The 20143-nt window shown below is 71.6% G+C and carries 15 protein-coding genes; 13 read left to right on the forward strand and 2 right to left on the reverse strand.

Features of this window, described 5'->3' with window-relative positions:
• The first annotated feature begins 95 nt into the window (after positions 1-95).
• The 7 genes from trpB (at position 96) to AB0L00_RS36555 (ending at position 7883) form a co-directional block, all read left to right on the forward strand.
• Complete coding sequence (gene trpB, locus AB0L00_RS36525) at positions 96-1322, forward strand: tryptophan synthase subunit beta (protein ID WP_364441938.1); 1227 nt, start codon at positions 96-98, stop codon at positions 1320-1322.
• Between the two features lie 26 nt (positions 1323-1348).
• Positions 1349-2179, forward strand: coding sequence for a tryptophan synthase subunit alpha (trpA, locus tag AB0L00_RS36530; protein ID WP_364442010.1), 831 nt, complete (start codon positions 1349-1351; stop codon positions 2177-2179).
• 115 nt (positions 2180-2294) lie between these two features.
• Positions 2295-2981 carry a MauE/DoxX family redox-associated membrane protein gene (locus tag AB0L00_RS36535; RefSeq protein WP_364441939.1) on the forward strand — a complete coding sequence of 229 codons (687 nt, stop codon included), beginning with the start codon at positions 2295-2297 and terminating at the stop codon, positions 2979-2981.
• A 46-nt stretch (positions 2982-3027) separates the two neighbouring features.
• Positions 3028-3864 carry a thioredoxin domain-containing protein gene (locus tag AB0L00_RS36540; protein ID WP_364441940.1) on the forward strand — a complete coding sequence of 279 codons (837 nt, stop codon included), beginning with the start codon at positions 3028-3030 and terminating at the stop codon, positions 3862-3864.
• Between the two features lie 308 nt (positions 3865-4172).
• Positions 4173-5687 (forward strand): prolipoprotein diacylglyceryl transferase, encoded by a 1515-nt coding sequence (lgt, locus tag AB0L00_RS36545; protein ID WP_364441941.1) that lies wholly within the window; start codon positions 4173-4175, stop codon positions 5685-5687.
• 254 nt (positions 5688-5941) lie between these two features.
• Positions 5942-6703, forward strand: coding sequence for a hypothetical protein (locus AB0L00_RS36550; RefSeq protein WP_364441943.1), 762 nt, complete (start codon positions 5942-5944; stop codon positions 6701-6703).
• A gap of 472 nt (positions 6704-7175) precedes the next feature.
• Positions 7176-7883: a hypothetical protein gene (locus tag AB0L00_RS36555; protein WP_364441945.1), complete on the forward strand. Its 708-nt coding sequence runs from the start codon at positions 7176-7178 to the stop codon at positions 7881-7883.
• Between the two features lie 63 nt (positions 7884-7946).
• Here AB0L00_RS36555 and AB0L00_RS36560 read toward each other — a convergent pair whose 3' ends face one another.
• Positions 7947-9467, reverse strand: a complete 1521-nt coding sequence (locus AB0L00_RS36560) for a bis-aminopropyl spermidine synthase family protein (RefSeq protein ID WP_364441946.1) — start codon at positions 9465-9467, stop codon at positions 7947-7949.
• A 166-nt stretch (positions 9468-9633) separates the two neighbouring features.
• On the opposite strand from AB0L00_RS36560, the gene AB0L00_RS36565 reads away from it, so the two are divergent.
• From AB0L00_RS36565 to AB0L00_RS36575, 3 genes are all read left to right on the forward strand, one after another.
• The gene (locus AB0L00_RS36565; RefSeq protein WP_364441948.1) at positions 9634-10680 is read left to right on the forward strand and encodes a hypothetical protein; all 1047 of its coding nucleotides are present in this window, start codon (positions 9634-9636) and stop codon (positions 10678-10680) included.
• Positions 10681-10941: 261 nt separating this feature from the next.
• Positions 10942-15513, forward strand: coding sequence for a glutamate synthase large subunit (gene gltB / locus AB0L00_RS36570; RefSeq protein WP_364441949.1), 4572 nt, complete (start codon positions 10942-10944; stop codon positions 15511-15513).
• 10 nt (positions 15514-15523) lie between these two features.
• Positions 15524-16987, forward strand: coding sequence for a glutamate synthase subunit beta (locus AB0L00_RS36575; protein WP_364441951.1), 1464 nt, complete (start codon positions 15524-15526; stop codon positions 16985-16987).
• 52 nt (positions 16988-17039) lie between these two features.
• Here the strand turns inward: AB0L00_RS36575 and AB0L00_RS36580 are convergent, their stop codons facing one another.
• Positions 17040-18506, reverse strand: coding sequence for an MFS transporter (locus AB0L00_RS36580; RefSeq protein WP_364441953.1), 1467 nt, complete (start codon positions 18504-18506; stop codon positions 17040-17042).
• 109 nt (positions 18507-18615) lie between these two features.
• On the opposite strand from AB0L00_RS36580, the gene AB0L00_RS36585 reads away from it, so the two are divergent.
• Genes AB0L00_RS36585 through AB0L00_RS36595 form a run of 3 tightly spaced genes read left to right on the forward strand, consistent with a single transcriptional unit; the run spans position 18616 to position 20113 of the window.
• Positions 18616-19092, forward strand: coding sequence for a MarR family transcriptional regulator (locus AB0L00_RS36585; RefSeq protein ID WP_364441955.1), 477 nt, complete (start codon positions 18616-18618; stop codon positions 19090-19092).
• A gap of 50 nt (positions 19093-19142) precedes the next feature.
• Positions 19143-19358, forward strand: coding sequence for a hypothetical protein (locus AB0L00_RS36590; RefSeq protein WP_364441957.1), 216 nt, complete (start codon positions 19143-19145; stop codon positions 19356-19358).
• Between the two features lie 11 nt (positions 19359-19369).
• Complete coding sequence (locus AB0L00_RS36595; protein WP_364441958.1) at positions 19370-20113, forward strand: alpha/beta hydrolase; 744 nt, start codon at positions 19370-19372, stop codon at positions 20111-20113.
• Positions 20114-20143: the final 30 nt, after the last annotated feature.

The raw sequence follows: 20143 nt of genomic DNA on the forward strand, positions 1-20143 counted from the left end.
AGCTGTGGACATGATCCTTCGCGAGCGATGGCGGGCCTGAATCCGCATTCCAGTTGATCGGATCGGCTTTACCCACCTGCGACAGGACCATTGCGATGACCATCGATTCCGCACGCTCTCTTCCCGATCTGACCGGGCACTTCGGCCCCTTCGGCGGCCGGTTCGCGCCCGAGGCGCTCATGGCGGCGCTCGACGAGCTCACCACCGCCTACCAGACCGCCATGGCGGACCCGGCGTTCCGCGGCGAGCTCGACCATCTGCTGGCGACGTACGCCGGGCGGCCCAGCCTCCTCACCGAGGCCAAGCGGTTCGGCGCGGAGGCCGGCGGCGCGCGGATCCTCCTCAAGCGCGAGGACCTCAACCACACCGGCTCGCACAAGATCAATAACGTGCTGGGGCAGGCGCTGCTCACCCGGCGCATGGGCAAGACCCGGATCATCGCCGAGACCGGCGCCGGCCAGCACGGCGTCGCCACCGCGACCGCGGCGGCGCTGCTCGGTCTCGAGTGCGTCGTCTACATGGGCGAGGTCGACACCGTCCGCCAGGCGCTGAACGTCGCCCGGATGCGGATGCTCGGCGCCGAGGTGGTCGCGGTCAAGACCGGCAGCCGCACCCTCAAGGACGCCTGCAACGAGGCGTTCCGCGACTGGGTGGCGACCGTGGAGGACACCCACTACTGCATCGGCTCGGTCATGGGCCCGCACCCGTTCCCGATGATGGTCCGCGACTTCCAGCGGATCATCGGCGTCGAGGCCCGCGAGCAGGTCCTCGAGCTGACCGGGCGGCTGCCCGACGCGGTCGTCGCCTGCGTCGGCGGCGGGTCGAACGCCATCGGCGCCTTCCACGCCTTCGTCCCCGACGAGGGCGTCCGGCTCTACGGCTTCGAGGCCGGCGGCGGCGGCGTCGAGACCGGCAAGCACGCCGCGACCCTCGTCGGCGGGTCCCTCGGGGTCATCCACGGCATGCGCACCTACTTGCTGCAGGACGAGGACGGCCAGACCATGGAGACCCACTCGGTGTCGGCCGGGCTCGACTATCCCGGCGTCGGCCCCGAGCACTCCTGGCTGCACGACACCGGCCGCGCCACCTACGAGGCCGTCACCGACGCCGAGGCCATGGACGCCTTCGCGCTCCTGTGCCGCACCGAGGGCATCATCCCCGCCATCGAGTCCGCGCACGCGCTGGCCGGCGCGCTCCGCGTCGGCCGCGAACTCGGCCCGGACGCCACGATCGTGGTCTGCCTCTCCGGCCGGGGCGACAAGGACATGCACACGGCCGCCGAATGGTTCGGGCTGGTCGAGGGCGAGGGGTCCGCCAAATGAGCGAGCAGAGCGAGCGAATCGAGATCATGGAACGGACCGAGGGCGCGCCGGCGCGTACCGTCGCGACGGCTTTCGAGCGGGCCAAGGCGGAAGGGCGGGCCGCGCTCGTCGGCTACCTTCCCGCGGGGTTCCCCTCGTACGAAGGGGCCATCGCCGCCGCGAAGGCCATGGTCGAGGACGGCTGTGACGTCATCGAGATCGGCCTGCCCTACACCGACCCTCTCATGGACGGCCCGACCATCCAGGACGCCGTCCACCAGGCGCTGACCGGCGGGTTCCGGGTCGCCGACGTGTTCCGCACGGTCGAGGCGGTCGCCGCCACCGGCGTGCGCACGCTCGTCATGACGTACTGGAACCCCGTCGACCGGTACGGCGTCGACGCCTTCGCCCGTGACCTGGCCTCGGCGGGCGGCTCGGGCCTGATCACCCCGGACCTCACCCCGGAGGAGGCCGAGCCGTGGCTCGCCGCCTCCGACGCGTACGACCTCGACCGGGTGTTCCTGGTCGCGCTGAGCTCCACCGACGAGCGCCTGGCCACGATCACCGGTCTGTCCCGCGGCTTCGTGTACGCCGCCTCGCTCATGGGCGTGACCGGGGCGCGCACCGCCGTCGACACCGGCGCGGCGCACCTGGTCGAACGCACCCGCAAGGCGATTGCGGGGCGGTCCCCGCTGCCCGTCGGGCTCGGCCTCGGCGTGAGCGACGGCGACCAGGCCGCGCAGGTCGCGGGCTTCGCGGACGGAGTGATCGTCGGGTCGGCGTTCATCCGGAGGCTGCTCGACGCGCCGTCCCCCGAGGCCGGGATCGACGCCGTACGCCGCCTCACCGCCGAACTCGCGGCGGGCGTCCGGCGATAGCGCGGGCACTCTCCGTCCCGAAGGTGACAGGATCTACCCCGTGCTTGACGGCGTCCTTACATTCTCGTCGCCTATGCTGGCGCGCGCCGGGATCATCTCAGGGTGAGGAACGACAGTGGCTGAAGCCAAGGCTGACTCCGCCGGGCGTGGCACCAAGGCCAGCAGAGGGGCGTCCAGGCCCGCGAGCGGGAGGAAGACCCCCGCGAGCGGGCGGGGCGGACCGGGAGGCGGTAAGACCCGCCCCGCGAACGCGGCGGCCCGCCCCGCGAACGGGAAGGTCACGACCGCCGACGACGGGACCGACGCGGCCGGGCGGGTCCGCCTGCCGTCGCTGCCGGAGCGCTACCAGGAGTGGATCACGCTCGTCGTGCGCGTGGGGCTCGCGGGCATCCTCGGGATCGCCGGATACGCGAAGTTCACCGAGCCCGCCGCGTTGCAGAAGACGGCGGTGGCCGCGTACCGCATCCTGCCGCAGGGCATGGTCACCCCGGTCGCCCTCGGTCTGCCGGTGCTGGAGATGGTCCTCGCCGCGATGATCCTTCTCGGCTTCGCCACGAGGGTCATGGCGATCTGTGTGGGTCTGCTGTTCCTCGTCTTCATCGCCGGGATCATCTCCGTGGCCGCACGCGGATTGTCCATCGACTGCGGCTGTTTCGGTGGTGGCGGCACGGTGGCCAAGGGCCAGACCCACTACCTTAGAGAGGTCTTCCGAGACCTCGGCTTCCTCGCTCTCGCCGCCTGGCTGATGTTGTACCCGCGCGGCAAATTCGCGCTCGACCGGGCGCTCGGGATGTACGCCTGAGCATCACCCGGCCCGAGCGCTCAACGAATATCAACTAGGAGACCAGATGAGTAAGGCCGCTCGACAGCGGTCGGCCCGCGAGCGGCTGGCGGAGGAGCGCAAGCGTCAGGCGCAGAAACAACAGCGGATGCGCGCCCTGACCATCGCCATCAGCGCTCTCGCGATCGTGGCGCTGGCCGTGATCGTCACCGTGTACGTCGTGAACAAGAAGGACAAGAACACCTACACCGGTGCGATCGCGCCGGCGACCCGTCTGGCCGACGGCGGGGTCCTGATGGGCAAGCCGGGGATCAAGGCGCCCAAGCTGGAGATGTTCGAGGACTTCCAGTGCCCCATCTGCCACGAGATGGAGAGCACCAGCGGCAACACCGTCAAGAAGCTCGCCGCCGAGGGCAAGGTCAACGTCGTCTACTACCCGTTCTGGCTGTTCCAGCAGCGGGAGGAGCCGATCCGGGGCAACTCCCAGCGGGCGGCCAACGCCGCGCTGTGCGCTCCGGCGGACAAGTGGGTCCAGTACCACGACATGATCTACAAGAACCAGCCGGCGGAGGGCTCGAACGGCTTCTCCAACAAGGACCTCATCGGCTGGGCCAAGAAGCTCGGCTTCGACACGCCGACCTTCGAGCAGTGCGTGAAGGGCCTGCAGAAGCAGAGCCAGCTCGAGGCGGTCACGAAGTACGCGGAGCAGACCCGTAACGTCACCGGCACGCCGACCGTCTACCTCAACGGCCAGTCGCTGGACCTGACGAACGTGCTGCTCAAGCCGTCCGCGCTGGAGAAGGCCGTCCTGGCCGCCAAGCCCGTCGACGCGACGCCGAGCGCGTCCCCGTCGACGACGCCGAGCGGCTCGGCCAGCGCGTCACCCTCCAAGCCCGCCCAGTGACGGCCGCGGGCGGCGCCGACCATGGCGCCGCCCGCCGCCGGCCGTCGCGGACCGACGGAAAGAAGAGGGGCGCGGCCACCGGCCGCGTCCCTCTTTCCACGTCCCCGGCCGGAGCAGGCCCAGTGGATCACGCGGTGATCTGAGGGCCCGAGCCGACAAGGCGCCGTCGCGGAACGGCTCGGCGTCGGACGGAGCGGGCGTCCCCGGCGAATCGCCTGCTGGAGGAGCGCGCGATCCCGTACATTCGACGCCTGATCTTCACCGTCGCCGCGCCTCCGCGTGTCCGCCAGGCGGTAATCTCACATCCCATGCAGCAGCCGCTCGCCTTCATCCCCAGCCCGTCGCAGGGGAGCATCCATCTGGGACCCCTCCCGCTCCGCGGGTATGCCCTGATGATCATCATCGGGGTGATCGTCGCCGTCTGGCTCGGGGAGCGGCGCTGGGTGGCGCGCGGTGGCGCGGCGGGGACGGTCGTCGACATCGCGGTCTGGGCCGTGCCGTTCGGTCTGGTCGGCGGGCGCCTCTACCACGTCATCACCGACCACCAGCTCTACTTCGGGCACGGGCACCATCCCATCGACGCGCTCAAGGTCTGGAACGGCGGGCTGGGCATCTGGGGGGCCATCGCCCTCGGCGCCTTCGGCGCCTACCTCGGCTGCCGCCGCCGGGGCATCTCGCTGCGCGTGTTCGCCGACGCCGCGGCACCGGGCATCGCCCTCGCCCAGGCGATCGGACGCTGGGGCAACTGGTTCAACCAGGAGCTGTACGGCCGGCCCAGCAAGCTTCCCTGGGCGGTGAAGATCGACCCGGCGCACCGTCCGTCGGACGCGAAGTACGCCGACATCGCCACCTACCACCCGACCTTCCTCTACGAGTGCCTCTGGTGCGTCGGCGTGGCCGTCCTGGTCATCTGGGCCGAGAAGCGGTTCCGGCTCGCGTACGGCCGTGCGTTCGCGCTGTACGTCGCCGCCTACACGGTCGGCCGGGCCTGGACCGAGTGGCTGCGCATCGACGAGGCGCACCACATCCTGGGCGTGCGGCTCAACGACTGGACCTGCCTGATCGTGTTCCTCGGCGCGGTGGCCTACATGTACCTCCAGCGGCACAGGACCGAGAACCCGCCGGGAGCCCTGGGCGCGGCGGCGGACGCCGGCGACGCCACCGTGGACCCGGCCGAACCGGCCACCACGGACGGCGACACCACGGCGGAGCCGTCCGACTCCGACCCGGCCCCGGAGACGGGCTCCGACGCGGTCCCGGAGACGGGCTCCGAGCCGGACGCGGAGCCGACGGCCGCCGAGGCCGACGCGGAGCCTGCCGAGCCGGATGACACGACGGCTACCGAAGCCGACCCGGCGCCGGCCGAGGCGAAGGACGGCAAGACCGCGGCCGGCGAGCCCGGCGAGGCGAAGGACGACGGGTCGGCGAAGGCGGTGGCCGTCGAGCCCGCCGAGGCCGAGGACGGCAAGTCCGCGAAGGGCGAGGCCACGGACGGCGAGGCCACGGATGACGAGGCCACGGACGGCGAGGTCGAGGAGGGCCAGGCCGAGGACGGCGACCGTACGGAGGCCGCGCCCGCCACGGCGACCGGCGAATCGGCCGCAGCGGACAAGGCAGCGGACAGCGGGACGTCCAAGGCGGCCGACGCCGAGACCCCCGACGCCGAGAGCCATGACGGCGGGGCGGCGGATGCCGATCAGGCTCAGCCGGCGACCGACTCGGACGAGACCGAAACCGGCGCCACCGGCGAGCGCGCGTCCCAGGACGCCGAGTCCGCTTCGGCGGACACCGCCGACCGGTCGTCGGCGGCCCGCAGGGCGTGATGGCCCACCAGGCGTGACCGCCCGCCGGGGGCGACGGGCCGCGCCGGGGTGACGGGTCCTGTCGGGCGTGACGGACCGCGCCGGGGTGACGGGCCCTGTCGGGCGTGACGGGCCGCGCCGGGTGTGATGGCCCGCTCCGCGGGACGGGCGGACGCCCTGCCGGCGCGTGGGGTACGCCACAAACGGTGCGACAAAATGGGGCAGAGCGGCGATATGGACATCTCGTCCGTGGAGGTTCGCTAAGCTCACGGCTCGTGAGCGAGATGGGTTACGAGGATCGGGAGCAGGGTCGACCGTCGCGGGGACGCCGCGCCGCACAAGGCTCGGGCGGTAGATCCAAGCGGAACCTTCTGGTCATCGGTGGTGCCGCGGTGGCCATGCTCCTCGTCGCCGCCTGTGGCAGCGACAAGAAGCCGCAGGCCGCCGCCGCGACGCGGGTGACGCCCAAGGTGTACGTCAACACCCCGGCCAACTCCCAGGTGAAGAAGCTGGCCCAGCGCACCAAGGACAAGCGTCCGCTGAACAAGAACGAGGTGTTCGGCGACGACGACAAGACCGTCACCCACGGCAAGTACACCTTCACGCTCGCCGGATCGGACCTCGCCGGTGACTGCAAGGCCGTCACCTGGGGGCAGGAGCTCCAGAGCGACCTGGCGAAGTACGGCTGCACCCAGATCGCCCGCGGCGCGTACGTCAGCAACGACAAGCAGTACGTCGGCCAGTTCCTCGCGCTGAACCTCGAGAACCAGCAGGGCGCCGAGCAGATCGTCCGCGACCTGGACCCCGGCAGCGGCGCGGGCTTCGTCTCCCCGCTCACGGTGAAGGGATCGACGAACTTCAGCAACGGGTTCAGCGCCGCCTACAGCCAGACGTTCGGCCACTACGTCGTCGTCAGCTGGGTCGAGAAGGCCGGCGGAGCCCAGCCGCAGACGATGAACGAACTCCTGGACGCCAGTATCGCCATCGAGCGGGCCGACGACTTCGTCTGGGAACGACTCGTCCTCGCCAGTGAATAGGCGTTCGCGCCGGCGGTCCGGGTCGCCTGCCGACCACGGCGACGAGAACGCCCCGCCGCCTCCCGAGGGGAGCGCCCCGCCGCCATCGCCGGGGTACGGCGCGCCGCCTCAACATTGGGACGCAGGGCGACCTCCCGCCTGGAACGGCGGGTACCCCCCGGCCACGGAGGGGCGGCAGCCGCCCGCGTGGAACAACGGACGACCTCCGATGGGGGAGGGGCGACAGCCGTCGGCATGGCGCGGCGGACAGCCTCCCGCCCAGGAGGGGCGGCCGCCGTCCGGACCGAACGACGGACCGCCCCCGGCCTGGGAGGGACAGGAACCCTCCGCGTGGAACGGCGGGCGCCCTCCTGGCTGGGAGGGACAGGACGATCCGGAGGCGGAGAAGCCACGACGATCGCGTCCGTCGTTCCGGATCCCGGCGATCAAGCTGCCGGCCCTGCCCGCGAAGGGTGAGAGGGGCCCCAGCGCCGTGCCACCCGCCGCGTACTTCGCCGCGGCCGGAGTCCTCCTTGTCGTCGCGCTCATCGCCGCCGCGGGCGTGTTCGTGCTGCTTCACGACGACCCGAAGCCGGCCGGGCCGGAACAGCCGGGCGCACCGGCCGGCGGCCCGCTGCCCTCGGTGTACTCCGAGGCCTCCTCGACGGCCGTGTTCGCGCCGATCGCCAAGCGCACCGCCGATCCTTCCCCTCTGACCGCGAACGAGGTCTTCGACGAGAAGATGATCTCGGATCAGGACGCCAAGGCGTCATTGAAACTCACGGCGTCCAAGCTGGACGCCCGGTGCGCCGACACCGTGTGGGGACAGCCGCTCATCCGGCTCCTGCAGCAGTCGGGCTGCACTCAGACGACGCGCGGGGTCTACGGCGACAAGAACTTCACGGCCATGGTGACGATCTTCAACCTGGCCGACTCCACGGCCGCCGACAGGCTCGTCGCGGCGGCCGATCCACGGACCGGCAACGGGTTCGTGCGCCCGCTGGGCGAGGACGGGGCGTTCGGCCAGGGGTTCAGCACCGCGCGCGGGGTGGCGATGGGCCACTACGCGGTGATCACCTGGGTACGGCGCGCGGACGGCTCCGGGAGCGAGACGGATCCGAAGCTGGTGTCGCTGCTCGTCACGATCGGTCCCCCGCCCGCCATCGTCGGGCGCGTCGCCGACAAGGGCCAGCAGGGCTGACGCCCGCCGCGCAGCCCTCGCGCCGTCATGTGCTGCGCGTGCGCCGCGCCGCGCGGTCCGGGGTCAGGGGGCGAGGGTCCGCCGTACCGCGTCGGGAAGGTCGGCGAGCCGGTGGGCGGGCAGGTCCAGCACGGTCGCGTTGCCGAGCCAGGGGGCGGCCTCCTGGATCCGGGCGCGCGCCTGGTTCTTGGTCAGGTCACCGGCGGCGTGCCGGATGAGACCTTCCCGCCAGGAGTTGGCCACCCGGCCGTGCGGCCGGTCGAGGATGTGGCGGAGGACGGCTCCGGTGCCGCCGGGCGGCTCGACGCGGGACGCGACGATCTCGCCGGGCGCCGTCTTCAGGTGGTACACCGCCGAGAGCACGCCCTTGAGGGACCGGGGGAGTGTCGCGGGGGTGAGCACCCGCACGCGCTCCGCCCGCGACGCGAGCAGCACGCGTGGCAGCAGGGCGTCGTACCCGGCCGGGAGCGCGATGACGACGTCACCGGTGCGGCCGGCGTACGGCTTGGCGAGCCAGGTCGCCAGGTGCACCCGGGGCGTGCCGGGCGCGAAACCCTTGGGCCAGTCGCCGACCAGCAGGTCGGCGGGTTCGGCGGCGGCCTCGAGGGGCCGTTCCGGGGCCTCGACGGCCTGCGGCCCCTGCGTGTAGATCCGGGTGCCGGCGGTCGTGGATCCGAGCGCCTTCCAGGTGCGGCTCGTGGGCCGCAGGACGTACAGGTCGCTGGCGGACCCGATGGCCGGCGCCCCGTCGTAGCGGTTGAAGTCCGGCCAGATCGCCTCGTAGGCCAGGTGCAGCGGCCCGAGGGCCTCCTGAACCTTCAGCGCCAGGGCGGGGGTGCCCTCGCTGGCGCCGTACGCGACCAGTACCCGGCCGGAGTCGTGGTCCCGCAGCCCCTCCAGGCCGCGCCGGGTGAACAGCGCGACGCCCTCGGGGGTGTAGGGCGGGTCGGTGAAGACGAGGTCGGCCCACTCCCGCGCGCCGGGCGGCAGCGCCAGCCGCAGGTCGGCGAACCGGCAGCGGATCGGCAGGCCGCGCCGGGCGGCCTCCGCGCCGATGAACTCCAGGATGCGATCGTCGATGTCGACCACGGTGATCTCGACCCCGGGGTGGGTCAGCGCGACCGCCAGGGACGTGAGGTCGTGGTCGCCGACGCACAGCAGCCGCGCGGAGCCGAGCCAGAACCGGGCGCCGAGCAGCAGCGCCCGCCGTACGGCCGTGTCGGCGGTCGCGGCGACGTGGTCCAGCGCGGTACGGGCGCGGGGCGCGGCCGCGATCAGCGCCGCCATCTCGGCGACGGCGTCGGCGTGCTCGGGCAGAAGGTGGGCGACCGGGTCGGCGATGATCGCGGGGGCGGCCAGCGGCCGGTAGGCGGCCAGGCGGTCGCGGCGGATCCGGCCGTCCTCCAGGTCGTCCCCGAGCGCCGCCAGCAGCGCGTCGACCGCCCGGCGGGGCGCGGCGGTCGCACGTACGAGCGCGTCGGCGTCCCACGAACGGTCACCGGTCAGCAGTGTGAGGGCGTGGCGCAGGCGGCGGGCCCCGACACCCTCCAGAAGACGCGCGGACTCCTCGGGTACCTCGGACATGCGTCCAGCGTAGAGGTGTCCCTCGGACATGGCGTCCAGCACGGAGGTGCGGAATCCGGCCGAATGGGAGGGAACCACGCTCTAGGCTTCTTCCATCAAAAATGGGAGGGAACCGCGCCCGGGGTTTTCCCATCGAAGAGGCGATGTCATCAGAGGAGATCGCGATATGAGTTACCCGTACCCGCCCAACGGTCCTGGCGAGCAGCCCCCTGGAGACCAGTCCGGCGGGTGGGGCGCGCCGCCCCCGCAGGGCGGATACGACCCGTCCGGCGCCGGCTGGCAGCACCAGGAGACGATGGCGGGCGGGGTCCCCATGGGACCGCCGCAGATGCAGCCTCCGCAGATGCAGCCTCCGATGGGACCGATGGGTCAGCCGCCGATGGGGCCGATGGGCCCGATGGGGCCGATGGGGCAGCCGCCGATGGGCCCACCCCAGAAGAAGAACACCGGTCTGGTCGTCGGCGCGATCGCCGCCGCCGTCGTCGTCGTGGGCGGCGTGCTGGGCGGCGCCTACTTCATCGCCGCGAACGGCGGGAAGGACAAGAACAACACGGGGCCGTCGTCGGCCGCGGTGGGGACGCCCGCACCGGGACAGACCGGCGGGCAGCCGGGCACGGCGGCCGGTCAGTACAAGCCGTCCTACTACAACGCCACCAAGTCCTGGTCGCTGTGGAACAACCTGAACACGGCCGCGCAGGATTCCAAGGCGATGACGCTGGAGGAGGTCTTCAGCGACGGCGAGGCCAAGGCCCAGACCAACAACATCGAGCACATCACGATGCAGTTGCAGGGCACCGGGCGGCTGGACACGGACTGCGCGAGCACGGTGTGGGGCCCGGCGCTGAAGACGGCGCTGCAGAGCTACGGGTGCACGCAGGCGATCCGGGCCGCGTACGTCTCGACCGACCAGAAATGGGTCGGCCAGTTGGTGATCTTCAACCTGCGGGACGTCAACGCCGCCAACACGCTGATCCAGGACATGGACCCGGAGGCGGCCGCCAAGGGCTTCTTCCAGCCCGTGTCGGGCGCCTCGCCGGTGGACCGTTTCGGCAAGGGCGCCACCGGCGCGTCCGGCGGTGCGTACGGTCACTTCGTCGTCATCGGCTGGGCCGGATCCGCGGACGGTTCCGGGTCCGAGAGCGACACCATCGCCCCGGCCTCGCTCACGGAGCGCGCGGGCAAGACGTTCCTGTTCCAGCGGAACGTGGGCTAGAACCGACCAATCTGGAAGATCGCCGAGCCTGCCGGCGGTGGTGCTCTCCGCCGGCATCGCGGCAGGCCAGACCGCCTTCCCCAGACCGGAACAACCGGACGAAGGGCCCGGTTGAGACAAGGTGCGGGAGATTGTCGAAGTTTCGCGATCACGCCGCGTCGGGGATGAATCAGGCAGTGTTGTAATCTCTAGACACCGCAGTGGGCCAACGTCGTCCCGGACTGCACTGACGAGGAGCGTAACGAGACGACGGGAGGGTTGATGGTGCCTGCTGCCATGATTCCGGGCCGGGGACGCCCTGAGCGTCAAGGTCTGTACGACCCCGCGGGTGAACATGACGCCTGTGGCGTCGGCATGGTCGCCGACCTCAATGGTCGCAAGAGCCACGACATCATCGTCAAGGCCTTGACCGTCCTGCGTAACCTGGATCACCGCGGTGCCAAGGGCGCCGAACCGGACGACGGCGACGGCGCCGGAATCCTCACCCAGCTGCCCGACGCCCTGTTCCGCGAGGTCCTCGGGTTCGAGCTGCCCGAGCCGGGCGCGTACGCCGCCGGCATCGCGTTCCTGCCCATGGACGAGGCGAAGCGGGCCGAGGCCGTGGCCGTCATCGAGCGGATCGCGGACGAGGAAGGGCTGACCGTCCTCGGCTGGCGCGAGCTCCCGTACGACCCGGAGTTCACCGGGCCGACGGCGCGTGCGGTCATGCCGCACTTCGCCCAGCTGTTCCTCAGCGCCGGGAACGGCGCACGGGAGCTGGAGCTGGACCGGATCGTGTTCTGCGCCCGCGAGCGCATGGAGCAGGACACCGGGGTGTACTTCCCGAGCCTGTCCAGCCGCACGATCGTCTACAAGGGGATGCTGACCACCCCGCAGCTGGAGCCGTTCTTCCCGGACCTTTCGGACCGGCGCTACACCAGCGGCATCGCGCTGGTGCACTCGCGGTTCTCCACCAACACGTTCCCGGCGTGGGAGCTGGCCCACCCGTACCGGTTCATCGCGCACAACGGCGAGATCAACACGGTCAAGGGCAACCGGAACTGGATGCGGGCCCGCGAGGCGCTGCTCAAGTCCGACCTGCTGCCGGGCGAGCTGTCCCGGATCTTCCCGGTGATCGACATGGAGGCCAGCGACACGGCCTCCTTCGACGAGTGCCTGGAGCTGCTCCACCTCGGCGGCCGGTCGCTGCCGCACTCGGTGCTGATGATGATCCCCGAGGCGTGGGAGAACCACACCGAGATGGACGCCGAACGGCGCGCCTTCTACGAGTTCCACTCGACGCTGATGGAGGCCTGGGACGGCCCGGCGAGCGTCACCTTCACCGACGGCACCGTCGTCGGCGCGGTCCTGGACCGCAATGGCCTGCGCCCGGGACGCTTCTGGGTCACCGACGACGGCTTCGTCGTCCTGGCCAGCGAGGCCGGCGTCCTGGAGATCGAGTCCTCGAAGGTCGTCCGCAAGGGCCGCCTGCAGCCCGGCAAGATCTTCCTCGTCGACACGGCGCAGGGCCGCATCGTCGAGGACGACGAGATCAAGGCCGAGCTCGCCCGCGAGCACCCGTACGCCGACTGGCTCCGCGACGGCCTCGTGCGCTTCGAGGAGCTGCCCGAGCGCGAGCTGCGCGTCGTCGAGGAGCTGCACGAGGGCGAGGTGCCCTCGCACGAGACGCTCGTCAAGCGGCAGCAGGTCTTCGGCTACACCAACGAGGAACTGAAGATCATCCTGGCGCCGATGGCGAAGAACGGCGCCGAGCCGATCGGGTCCATGGGCACCGACACGCCGCTGGCCGCGCTGTCGGACCGCCCGCGGCAGCTGTTCGACTACTTCAAGCAGCTGTTCGCCCAGGTCACGAACCCACCGCTGGACGCCATCCGCGAAGAGCTGGTCACGAGCCTGCAGTCGACGCTCGGCCCGGAGGGCAACCTCCTCGAGCCCGGACCGGAGTCCTGCCGCCGGCTCGTGCTGCCCACGCCGATCCTCGACAACGAGGAACTGGCCAAGATCATTCACATCAACGACGACGGCGACCGAGCCGACCTCCAGCCGTACGTCGTCTCCGGCCTGTACGACGTGACCGGCGACGGCGAGGCGCTCCGGCACCGCCTGGAGGAGATCTGCGCCGAGGTCTCGGCCGCGATCCGCGACGGCGCCCGCCTCCTCGTCCTGTCCGACCGCGGCGCCACCGCGGACCGGGCACCGATCCCGTCGCTGCTGCTCACCGGCGCGGTGCACCATCATCTGATCCGGGAGAAGAGCCGCACGCGGGTCGGGTTGGTCGTCGAGACCGCCGACGCCCGTGAGTGCCACCACATGGCGCTGCTCATCGGATACGGCGCCTCGGCCGTCAACCCGTATCTCGCCATCGAGACCGTCGAGGACCTGGTCGCCACCGGTGTCCTGGAGATCGAGCCGGCCAAGGCCGTCCGCAACCTCATCAAGGCGTACGGCAAGGGCGTCCTGAAGGTCATGTCCAAGATGGGCGTGTCCACGGTCGCCTCGTACACCGGCGCGCAGATCTTCGAGGCCGTCGGCCTCGGCGAGGAGGTCATCGCCGAGTGCTTCGCCGGCACGACCTCCCGCCTCGGCGGCATCGGCTTCGACGTGCTCGCCGAGGAGGTCGCGCAGCGCCACCGCCGTGCGTTCCCGCCCGGCGGCAACGAGCTGTCGCACCGCACCCTCGAGGTCGGCGGGGAGTACCAGTGGCGGCGCGAGGGCGAGCCGCACCTGTTCAACCCCGAGACGGTCTTCAAGCTGCAGCACGCCACCCGCAGCCGCCGGTACGAGATCTTCAAGGAGTACACGAAGCTCGTCGACGAGCAGGCGCAGCGGCTGATGACCCTGCGCGGCCTGTTCAAGCTGCGCGAGGGCGTACGCCCGCCGGTGCCGATCGAGGAGGTCGAGTCGGCCGCGGAGATCGTCAAGCGGTTCTCCACCGGCGCGATGTCGTACGGCTCGATCTCCGCCGAGGCCCACGAGACCCTCGCCATCGCGATGAACCGTCTCGGCGCCAAGTCCAACACCGGTGAGGGCGGCGAGGACCCCGAGCGGTTCACGCCCGACGCCAACGGCGACCTGCGCCGCTCGGCGATCAAGCAGGTGGCCTCCGGCCGGTTCGGCGTGACCTCGGAGTACCTCACCAACGCCGACGACCTGCAGATCAAGATGGCGCAGGGCGCCAAGCCCGGCGAGGGCGGCCAGCTGCCCGGCCACAAGGTGTACCCGTGGATCGCCAAGACCCGGCACTCCACGCCCGGCGTCGGGCTCATCTCCCCGCCGCCGCACCACGACATCTACTCGATCGAGGACCTCGCCCAGCTCATCCACGACCTGAAGAACGCCAACCCGGCCGCGCGCGTGCACGTCAAGCTCGTCGCCGAGGTCGGCGTCGGCACGGTCGCGGCGGGCGTGTCCAAGGCGCACGCCGACGTGGTGCTCATCTCCGGGCACGACGGCGGCACCGGCGCCTCGCCGCTCACCTCGATCAAGCACGCCGGCGCGCCCTGGGAGCTCGGCCTCGCCGAGACCCAGCAGACGCTGCTGCTCAACGGCCTGCGCGACCGCATCGTCGTGCAGACCGACGGGCAGATGAAGACCGGCCGTGACGTGGTCATCGCCGCGCTGCTCGGCGCCGAGGAGTACGGCTTCGCCACCGCGCCGCTGGTCGTCTCCGGCTGCGTGATGATGCGGGTCTGCCACCTCGACACCTGCCCGGTCGGCGTCGCGACCCAGAACCCGGAGCTGCGCAAGAAGTTCAGCGGCAAGCCGGAGTTCGTGGTCAACTTCTTCGAGTTCATCGCCGAGGAGGTCCGCGAGTACCTGGCCGCGCTCGGCTTCCGGTCCCTGGACGAGGCGATCGGGCAGGTCGGCCTGCTCGACACCGCCGAGGCCGTCGACCACTGGAAGGCCGCGGGCCTGGACCTGCGCCCGATCCTGCACCGGCCGGACCTGCCCGACGGCGCGGCGCTGCGCCGCGTCACCGAGCAGGACCACGGCCTGGAGAAGGCCCTGGACAACACGCTGATCCAGCTCGCCGAGGGCGCCATCGCCTACGGCGACCAGGTGACGCTCGAGATGCCGATCCGCAACGTCAACCGCACGGTCGGCACGATGCTCGGCCACGAGGTGACCAAGAAGTGGGGCGGCGAGGGCCTGCCCGACGACACCATCGACGTCACCTTCACCGGCTCGGCCGGCAACTCGTTCGCCGCCTTCGTGCCGCGCGGGATCACCCTGCGGCTCATCGGCGACGCCAACGACTACGTCGGCAAGGGCCTGTCCGGCGGGCGCCTCACCGTTCGCCCGCCGCTGGACGTGCCGTTCAGCGCGGAGGAGCAGATCATCGCCGGCAACGTCATGCTGTACGGCGCGACGTCCGGTGAGGCGTTCGTCCGCGGCGTCGTCGGCGAGCGGTTCTGCGTCCGCAACTCCGGCGCCACCGCCGTCGTCGAGGGCGTCGGCGACCACGGCTGCGAGTACATGACCGGCGGCCGGGCGATCATCCTCGGCCCGACCGGCCGCAACTTCGCGGCCGGCATGTCCGGCGGCATCGCGTACGTCCTGGACCTGCGGACCGACCGCCTCAACACCGAGATGGTCGACCTCGATCCGCTCGACGCCGACGACCTCGCCTACCTGCGGGACATCGTCGAGCGCCACCACACCGAGACCGGATCGACGGTGGCCGCCGCGCTGCTCGCCGACTGGGACACCGCGGCCGGCCGCTTCAGCAAGGTCATGCCGCGCGACTACAAGAGAGTCCTGACCGCCCGCGCCGCCGCGGAGGCCGAGGGACGCGACGCCGACCAGGCCGTCATGGCCGCCAGCAACGGGTGAAGGGGGAGACATGGCTGACCCGAAGGGCTTCATGACCCATCCGCGGGAGCTCCCGAAGCGTCGCCCCGTCGACGTTCGGATCCGCGACTGGCGCGAGGTGTACGAGGACTTCTCCAAGGACTCCCTGGAGAAGCAGGCGTCCCGCTGCATGGACTGCGGGGTCCCGTTCTGCCACAACGGCTGCCCGCTCGGGAACCTCATCCCCGAGTGGAACGACCTCGTCCACCGCGACGAGTGGCGGAACGCCATCGAGCGGCTGCACGCCACGAACAACTTCCCGGAGTTCACCGGGCGGCTGTGCCCGGCGCCGTGCGAGTCCGCCTGCGTCCTGGGCATCAACTCCGACCCGGTGGCGATCAAGCGGGTCGAGGTGGAGATCATCGACCGGGCGTTCGCCGAGGGCTGGGTCACGCCGCAGCCGCCAGCCGTCCGGACCGGCAAGAAGGTCGCGGTCGTCGGCTCCGGCCCGGCCGGGCTGGCCGCCGCCCAGCAGCTCACCCGCGCCGGCCACGACGTCGTCGTGTACGAGCGGGCGGACCGCCCCGGCGGGCTGCTGCGCTACGGCATCCCCGAGTTCAAGATGGAGAAGGCGCACCTGGACCGCCGCCTGGCCCAGATGCGCGCCGAGGGCACCGAGTTCCGCTGCTCGGTGAACATCGGCGCGGACGTCACCGCCGAGGAGCTGCGCGCCTCGTACGACGCCGTGGTCCTCGCCGGCGGCGCCACCGCGTGGCGCGACCTCAAGGTGCCCGGCCGCGAGCTCGACGGGATCCACCAGGCGATGGAGTACCTCCCTCCGGCCAACAAGGTCCAGGAGGGCGACATCGCCGACACGCCGATCTCGGCCAAGGGCAAGCACGTCGTCGTCATCGGCGGCGGCGACACCGGCGCGGACTGCATCGGCACCGCCGTCCGCCAGGGCGCCGCGTCGATCACCCAGCTGGAGATCATGCCGCGCCCGCCGGAGACCAGGCCCGGCAGCCAGCCGTGGCCGACGTACCCGATGCTGTTCAAGATGGAGTCGGCCCACGAGGAGCTGGTCGACCTCGGTGGCGAGCGCGCGTACGCGGCGAACACGCTCGAGTTCATCGGCGACGAGAACGGCCGCGTCAAGGCGCTGCGCGTCGTGGACGTACGCGGTCCGGAGACCGGCTTCGAGCCCATCGAGGGCACCGAGCGGGAGATCCCGGCCGAGCTCGTCACCCTGGCGATGGGCTTCCTCGGCCCGCAGCGCGAGGGCCTGCTCGAGCAGCTCGGCGCCGACCTGGACCAGCGCGGAAACGTCGCCCGCGACGCGTCGTACGCCACCTCCGTCGACGGCGTGTTCGTCGCCGGTGACATGGGCCGCGGCCAGTCGCTGATCGTCTGGGCCATCGCCGAGGGCCGTTCGGCCGCGGCGGCCGTGGACAAGTGGCTGACCGGCCACTCGGCCCTCCCGGCCCCGATCCCGCCCACCGCCCGGCCGCTCGTCTGAGCGAACGGACATTCGAGGGGCACGCCCACGGGCGTGCCCCTCGTTCGTCGTGTCAGGCCGGCTGCTCCTCGGGCAGGTGGGGGGCGGGCGCCGGTGCGGGGCGACGGGGGAGGGCGAAGCTGATCAGGAGGGCGACCGCGAGCAGACCGACGCTGATCCAGAGAGTACGGCCGAAGGCATGGCCGTAGGCGTCGGCGGGGCCGCCCGTACCGGCGGGGTCGTGGAGCCGGTTGAAGAAGACGGTGCCGAGGATGGCGACGCCGAGGCACGCGCCGAGTTGGCTGATGGTGTTGAACAGCCCGGAGCCCGTTCCGATCTGTGCGGGGGCGACGTCGGCGAGGGTGAGCTGGGCGATCGGGGCGACGACCAGGCCCATGCCGGCGGCGCCGAGAAGGATGCCGGGCAGCAGGTCGAGTGTTCCCGTGCGGCCGTCGGCGTTCGCCGCGACGAGGGCCAGCAGCGCCAGGCCCGCGGCGGTCAGGACCAGTCCGAGCTGCACGGTGAGCCTGCCGATCCTGGGCAGGAGGACCGCGGCGGACAGTCCCGCGAACACGGTGACCGTCACCGACCAGGGCAGCAGGGTCAGCCCGGCGTGCAACGGGCTCATCCCGAGTCCGCGCTGCAGGAACTGCATGATCGTGAGGAAGAACCCCATGATGGGCACGAGGAACAGCAGTTGAATCGCTAGTCCGCCGGCCGGCGACCGCTTCGTGAGGACGCTGAGGTCGATCAGCGGCCGGCCTCCGCGAGCCGCGGTGCGGCGTTGCAGGAGGCAGAACCCGGTGAGCACCACGAGGCCGGTGAGGATGACGGGGTAGGCCCAGGCCGGCCATCCGCTGCCGGCGGACGCCGCGATGAGCGGGTAGACCACCAGCGTCAGCCCTGCGGCGGCGATCAGGACGCCCGGCAGGTCCGGCCGGCCGTGGCCGCCGCCGCGCCGGTCGGGGAGGAGTCTGGCCGCTGCGATCGCCGCCGCCGCGCCGACGGGGACGTTCACCCAGAACACCAGCCGCCAGCTCTGGCCGGCGAGGTTCCAGCCGAGGAGGACCGGGCCCAGGATCGGGCCGGCCGTGGCGGCGATCCCCGACAAGGCGGAGTAGGCGGCCATCGCCGGACCGCGCTCCTCCGCCCGGTACAGCAGCTGGATCTGCGAGAGCACCTGCGGAATCATCGCCGCGGCGAACAGCCCCTGAACGACCCGGGCCGCGACCAGCGTCCAGGGCCCGGTCGACAGCGAGCAGGCCGCGGACGCGGCGGTGAACCCGGCGACACCGGCGACGAACACCCGCTTGTGCCCGAGCAGGTCACCCAGCCGCGCGCCGGTGATCAGGCCGACGGTCAGCGCCAGCGTGTAGCCGGACAGCGCCCACTCCAGTGCCGCCGGACCGGCGTGCAGGTCGGCCCCGATCGTCGGCAGCATCACGTTGAGGATCGTGACGTCCATCAGGTCCATGAAGGCCGCGAGCAGTACGACCGTCAGGGCGATCGTGCGGGTACGTCCGCGGATCGCGTCTGGCATGGCCACCCCTTCGAATATGGTGCGTCACACACTAAGTGTGTGACGCAATAGTTGAGTGACGCACCATAATCGGATAGGTTGCCGGAAGCAAAAGGAGGAGGTCGCCGGTATGGGAAACGCGTCGCGGCGTGCGGCCGAGGACCGGGTGCTGGCCGCCCTGCCGAGCTGGGTCAACGCCATCTCGCAGCTCAACCGGCTGATCGCCGAACGGATGGGCGTCACCGCCAGCGACCTGGACTGCCTGCACGTGCTGAACCAGCGGGGGCCCGCCACCGCCGCCGAGCTGGCCCGCCACGTCGGCCTGACGCCGGGGGCGGTGTCGCGGATGATCGACCGGCTCGACGCCGCCGACTGCATCAAGCGGACCAACGACCCCCAGGACCGGCGCCGGGTGCTGATCGAGCCGACCGCTGACGGGCTGGCCCGCATCGCGGCCTACTACACCGGACTCACCGCCCGCGCCCACGAGGACCTCGAGGTATTCGGCCCGGACGAGTTGGAGGCGCTGCTGCGATTCATCGAGCGCTCCCAACGCAGCGCCGCCGACGAGCTCGCCCGGCTGCGCGGCAAGACCGACGCGGGCTGACCGCCGGTGTCGCCGACCGGCGCACCTCATCACCCCCACGGAGGAACCGAATGACGAAGAGCGGCGAGCCGCCCAAGCGACGACGGGCCGGGCACGCGGGCCTCGCCTGGAACTCCCCGAACCTGGCCGGCGAGCAGACCCTGACGCTGAGCAGTCCCGACTTCGACAACGAGGGCGCCATCCCCGCCGTGCACGCCTCGACCCGGGTCGGTGGCGAGGACCTGTCCCCGGCTCTGACGGGCTTCTACCAGCGCACCGCGACATGACCGATCCACGCGTGCGTCGATTCGCCGGCCGGGGCGGCCTGGAGCTGGCCTACCGCGAGACGGGGGAGGGCCGCCCCCTGGTGCTCCTCCACGGCTTCCTCGCGACGGGAACGCAGTGGCTCGATCACGGCCCCGCCGCGGCCCTCGCTGAGCAGGGATACCGCGTGATCCTCCCGGACCTGCGGGGTCACGGCGACAGCGCCCGACCGTACGATCCGGCCCGCTACCCGCCCGACGTGCTCACCGACGACGGACTCGCCCTGATCGATCGGCTAGAACTCGACGACTACGACCTCGGCGGCTACTCGCTGGGCGCGCGGATCGTGCTGCGCATGCTCGTCCGGGGCGCCCGGCCGGCCCGTGCGATCGTGGCCGGCCAAGGACTCGCCGCGGTGAGCGGCACGGCACGCGGCGGCACGAACCGCCGCGTGCTGACCGCCCTAGCCAACGGCGACGCCCTCGAACCCGGATCGCCCGACGCCGAGACCGCGTACTGGGTCACCCGGCTCGGCGGTGACCCACGTGCCCTCCTCCAGGTCCTGAACTCGCTGGTCGGAACACCCGAGAAGGCGTTGCGGCAGGTCGAAACGCCGACACTGGTGGCGGTAGGCGACCAGGATGCCGATCACGCCTCCGCCGACGCGCTCGCCGCGGCCCTGCCCAACGCGCGATACACCCGAGTACCCGGTGACCACTGGAGCGCGCTCACCGGACCGGAGTTCGCCACCGCGCTGACGACATTCCTCACCGAGTAGCCCGTTGAACGGTCCTGAGGGGCGCCCGAG

This window comes from Actinoallomurus sp. NPDC052308 (genome assembly GCF_040679195.1).
Taxonomy (GTDB): domain Bacteria; phylum Actinomycetota; class Actinomycetes; order Streptosporangiales; family Streptosporangiaceae; genus Actinoallomurus; species Actinoallomurus liliacearum.

Coding starts and splice junctions, on each gene's coding strand:
- AB0L00_RS36580 (WP_364441953.1), bottom strand. CDS start 18,506: ATGCCAGACGCGATCCGCGGACGTACCCGCACGATCGCCCTGACGGTC.
- lgt (WP_364441941.1), top strand. CDS start 4,173: ATGCAGCAGCCGCTCGCCTTCATCCCCAGCCCGTCGCAGGGGAGCATC.
- trpA (WP_364442010.1), top strand. CDS start 1,349: ATGGAACGGACCGAGGGCGCGCCGGCGCGTACCGTCGCGACGGCTTTC.
- AB0L00_RS36560 (WP_364441946.1), bottom strand. CDS start 9,467: ATGTCCGAGGTACCCGAGGAGTCCGCGCGTCTTCTGGAGGGTGTCGGG.
- AB0L00_RS36585 (WP_364441955.1), top strand. CDS start 18,616: ATGGGAAACGCGTCGCGGCGTGCGGCCGAGGACCGGGTGCTGGCCGCC.
- AB0L00_RS36565 (WP_364441948.1), top strand. CDS start 9,634: ATGAGTTACCCGTACCCGCCCAACGGTCCTGGCGAGCAGCCCCCTGGA.
- AB0L00_RS36540 (WP_364441940.1), top strand. CDS start 3,028: ATGAGTAAGGCCGCTCGACAGCGGTCGGCCCGCGAGCGGCTGGCGGAG.
- trpB (WP_364441938.1), top strand. CDS start 96: ATGACCATCGATTCCGCACGCTCTCTTCCCGATCTGACCGGGCACTTC.
- AB0L00_RS36575 (WP_364441951.1), top strand. CDS start 15,524: ATGGCTGACCCGAAGGGCTTCATGACCCATCCGCGGGAGCTCCCGAAG.
- gltB (WP_364441949.1), top strand. CDS start 10,942: ATGGTGCCTGCTGCCATGATTCCGGGCCGGGGACGCCCTGAGCGTCAA.
- AB0L00_RS36590 (WP_364441957.1), top strand. CDS start 19,143: ATGACGAAGAGCGGCGAGCCGCCCAAGCGACGACGGGCCGGGCACGCG.